Annotated in this window: 5 protein-coding genes; 4 read left to right on the top strand and 1 reads right to left on the bottom strand. The window is 62.3% G+C overall.

Annotation, left to right across the window (positions count from 1 at the left end):
- Positions 1-128 precede the first annotated feature (128 nt).
- On the top strand, positions 129-974 hold the full coding sequence (locus tag K728_RS0107635; RefSeq protein WP_019481629.1) for a type IV toxin-antitoxin system AbiEi family antitoxin domain-containing protein: 846 nt from the start codon (positions 129-131) through the stop codon (positions 972-974).
- A 60-nt stretch (positions 975-1,034) separates the two neighbouring features.
- Here K728_RS0107635 and K728_RS0107630 read toward each other — a convergent pair whose 3' ends face one another.
- A complete protein-coding gene (locus K728_RS0107630; protein WP_019481630.1) occupies positions 1,035-1,307 on the bottom strand; it encodes a putative acetyltransferase in 273 nt (90 codons plus the stop codon).
- Between the two features lie 89 nt (positions 1,308-1,396).
- Here K728_RS0107630 and fdxA point away from each other — a divergent pair, with 89 nt between their 5' ends.
- The 3 genes from fdxA to K728_RS0107615 form a co-directional block, all read left to right on the top strand.
- Entirely contained in the window at positions 1,397-1,723 is a 327-nt protein-coding gene (fdxA, locus tag K728_RS0107625) for a ferredoxin (protein ID WP_019481631.1), read from the top strand.
- Positions 1,720-2,883, top strand: coding sequence for a succinyldiaminopimelate transaminase (gene dapC, locus K728_RS0107620; protein WP_024476336.1), 1,164 nt, complete (start codon positions 1,720-1,722; stop codon positions 2,881-2,883). Before fdxA ends, dapC begins: the two co-directional genes overlap by 4 nt.
- A gap of 124 nt (positions 2,884-3,007) precedes the next feature.
- Positions 3,008-4,186 (top strand): citrate synthase (locus K728_RS0107615; protein ID WP_024476335.1); only part of this gene is annotated, 1,179 nt, incomplete at its 3' end.

Below are 4,186 nucleotides of genomic sequence, written 5' to 3'. Positions count from 1 at the left end.
CGGGACTGTCTAGACATTCCCACCGACCAGGCGTGAAGAGTGGGATCCGTGGCAACTCCGTCGAAGATTTATCCACAAAGTCTCGGACCAGCAGGCAGCGGCTGGGTAAACGGGGCCAGTATTCACTCATGGATCTTCATCATCTGCTGGTTGCCCAGGGCGGGGTTGCTCGTCGGAAAGACCTGGTGGCCCATGGGGTCAGTTCGCACCAACTCCGTAACGCGGTGGCAATGGGTCAGCTCTCAAAGCCGATCCGCGGCGTCTATTGCCTACCTGATGCTGATCCGACACTCGTACTGGCGGCGAGCGTCGGCGCTGATCTTGCCTGTATCAGCGCCGCAAGAATCCACGGACTCTGGATTCTCCGCCGCCCGACTCTGATTCACGTCTGCGTTGACCACGGGCGAGCGCTGGAAGGTGTGTTCAAGGTTCACCGGTCAACTAGACCGCCGACTGTTCTCGACATCTGTGTACAGTGTATGCGTTGCCTGCCTGAGCTCGAGGCGCTGTGCATCGTCGAGTCGGCAGTCGTGATGGGCAAGGTGAGCATGCTCGCTCTCCGCCGAAGAACGACGGGACGCAGGGACGGGTCTCTTCGGAAGATCGTCGCGCAGATCGATCCGTTCTCGCAATCAATCCTCGAAACGGTGGCCAAGTATCATCTTCGCCGGGCCGGATACAGCTTCCAGTCGCAGGTCTACATCAAAGGGGTCGGCCGGCTCGATCTGGTGGTGGAGAAGGTGCTCGGCGTGGAGGCTGACGGACGCCGATTCCATGTCGGCGCATCGGATTTCGAAGAGGATCGACGGCGCGGAAATCTCCTGATGATTGGGCGGGTCCCAGTACTGCGGGCCTCTTACACCCTGCTTGTCGATCATCCAGAATTGTTCCTCAGGATGGTGAAGCAAGCGCTTGACGCGCACGATCCCGTTGTACCACTTCGGTCAGTGGGAAGGTCTAGACAATCCCACTGACCGGGCTCCTCCAGAGGGAAAGGCCCAGACGTTCGGGTCCAGGGTGGGCGAGTGTGCAGGTCAGAACCGTCGGGGGCGCCGCGGGGGTGGGGGAGGCACCGGCTTGGCTGCGGTCACCAGCTCAAGGGGGACGACGACGTCGCCCTGGCGCCTGGTCCGCACGGTGCAGGTCCGCTCATCGATCTGGACGAGCTCCCCCAGCGCATCCGTGAGACCATCGTCAATGCGATACCTGACCACAACGCGGGTCCCCACGGGAAGGGTGAGCAATTGGCGTGCGGGGGAGTCCATCTGTTCAGCGTAGTGGTCAGGATTGGTAGTGGTGGGGCTCATAGGGTTAAACCGGGACACGATGCGGCTGCACCGGGCCATTGCGTTAAGCTGGAAACGGAACGACAGCCCCAACTGGAAAGGCGTGGGAAGTGACCTACGTAATCGCACAGCCGTGCGTGGATTTGAAGGACAAGGCCTGCATCGAGGAATGCCCAGTAGATTGCATCTACGAAGGCGAACGGTCCCTCTACATCCATCCGGATGAGTGCGTCGATTGCGGCGCCTGCGAGCCGGTGTGCCCGGTGGAAGCCATCTACTACGAGGATGACACCCCCGACCAGTGGGCTGAGTACTACAAAGCCAACGTCGAGTTCTTCGACGACATCGGATCGCCGGGCGGTGCCGCGAAGCTGGGAAACATCGGCAAGGACCACCCGATCATCGCGGCCCTCCCGCCCCAGACCCACGACCTATGAGCGTCCCGGGCGGCAACCGACAGTTCGGGATCGCCCTCCCGGACTATCCGTGGGACGCCATGGCCCCCTACGTGACTTTGGCGAAGCAGCACCCCGGTGGGGCTGTGAACCTGTCCATTGGAACGCCAGTCGATCCAACCCCTGCGGTCATTCAGGAGGCATTGACCGGTGCGGCCGACGCCCCGGGATACCCCACCACGCACGGTACTGACGAGCTCAGGTCCGCGGTCAGCAACTGGTTCGCGCGGCGCCGTGGCGTTGTCGGACTTGATCCGTTGGACGTCCTGCCAACGGTGGGGTCCAAGGAACTCGTCGCCTGGCTGCCAACGTTGCTCGGGCTGGGAGAGGGCGACGTCGTCGTCCGCCCGACCGTCGCGTACCCGACCTATGACATCGGCGCACAACTCGCAGGTGCCACGCCAGTCGCTGCCGATGACCTGTACACCCTTGACGAGGAGACCAGGGCGCGTGTCCGGCTGGTGTGGGTCAATTCGCCCGCCAACCCGACGGGTCGCGTCCTTTCGGCCACCGACCTCGCGAAGGTTGTGACCGAGGCCCGCGCGCTGGGCGCCGTCGTCGCCTCAGACGAGTGCTACGCGGAACTCGGCTGGGGTACCTGGGACAGCGCCAGGGGCGGCGAATCTGTGCCCAGTGTGCTCGATGCCCGCGTCAATGGGGGCAGCCACAGCAACCTGCTCGCCGTTTACTCGTTGAGTAAGCAATCGAACATGGCCGGCTATCGGGCCGCGTTCACTGCCGGCGATCCTGACCTGATTGCCAACATGGTGAACTCCCGCAAACACGCCGGAATGATTGTGCCGTTCCCGGTCCAGGAAGCCATGCGCGCCGCGCTCAACGACGACGAGCATGTGCAAGCCCAGAAGGACCTGTACCGGCGACGCCGCGACCTGCTGATCCCCGCGCTGGAGAACTTCGGGCTACGGCTCGAAGATTCGGTGGCGGGACTATACCTATGGGCCACTGCGGGCGAAGACACCTGGACCACTGTGGAACGTTTCGCCCGGCTTGGGATCATCGTCGGACCGGGTACTTTCTACGGCGATGCTGGCCGGGGATTCATCCGAGTCGCGATGACCGGCACCGACCAGGCCATCGATAAGGCAGTCCAACGGCTGTCCGCGGCTCGGCAGGTTCAGTAGGCCCGCAAGTCCAGGGTCCGGTCAATGCCGATTAGCGCTCCGGGTGTCCTACCGGTAGCGTTTTAGTTGAATGTGCGAAGGTGTCGCAAGCCAATGCATGCCACCACTCCTGGAGGAGAGTTCAATGACCGAGCAAAACGGTGCGTCCCTGCACTATGACGGAGGCAAACTCAGCCTCCCGATGGTCAATGCCGCTGAAGGCAACAATGGCTATGACGTGTCGAAGCTGCTCAAGCAGACCGGCGCCGTGACATACGATCCGGGCTTCATGAACACCGCAGCCACCACCTCGGCGATCACCTACATCGACGGCGACCAGGGCATCCTGCGCTACCGGGGATACCCGATCGACCAGTTGGCCCAGCACTCCAGCTTCCTTGAGGTTTCCTACCTGCTGATCTACGGGAACCTGCCGACCCCCACCGAACTGGCTGCCTTCGACGACCGCATCCGCCGGCACACTCTGCTCCATGAGGAGCTCAAGGGTTTCTTCGGCGGTTTCCCCCGCGATGCGCACCCCATGCCGGTGCTCTCCTCGGCCGTTTCGGCGCTGTCCACGTTCTATCAGGATTCACTGGACCCGTTCGACGACGAGCAGGTGGAGCTGTCCACCTTCCGCCTGATGGCGAAGCTCCCGGTCATTGCCGCCTACGCCCACAAGAAGTCAATCGGCCAGCCGATGCTGTACCCGGACAACTCGATGAACCTGGTCGAGAACTTCCTCAGGCTTTCCTTCGGGCTGCCCGCAGAACCGTATGACCTGGACCCGATGATGGTCAAGGCTCTCGACCTGCTGCTGATCCTGCACGCCGACCACGAGCAGAACTGCTCCACCTCGACGGTCCGTCTGGTTGGCAGCTCGCACGCGAACATGTTCGCTTCGGTCTCCGCCGGTATCAATGCACTCTTCGGCCCGCTGCACGGCGGGGCCAACGAAGCTGTCCTGAACATGCTCCGCGATATTCAGGGCAAGGGCATGAAGCCCGAAGACTTCATGGAGAAGGTCAAGAACAAGGAAGACGGCGTGAAGCTAATGGGCTTCGGGCACCGCGTCTACAAGAACTACGACCCGCGCGCCACCATTGTGAAGGCCACCGCCCACGATATCCTCGGCAAGCTTGGCGGCAATGACGAACTGCTCGACATCGCGATGCGCCTCGAAGAGAAGGCCCTGGCCGATGACTACTTCATCGAACGCAAGCTGTACCCGAACGTGGACTTCTACACCGGCCTGATCTACAAGGCGATGGGCTTCCCGGAAAAGATGTTCACCGTCTTGTTCGCGATCGGCCGGTTGCCGGGG

Origin of the sequence: Arthrobacter sp. CAL618 (genome assembly GCF_000468215.1) — a bacterium.
GTDB lineage: Bacteria > Actinomycetota > Actinomycetes > Actinomycetales > Micrococcaceae > Arthrobacter_D.
The sequence above is the reverse complement of the archived record's forward strand: the minus strand, read 5'-3'. Positions and strand labels throughout refer to the sequence as shown.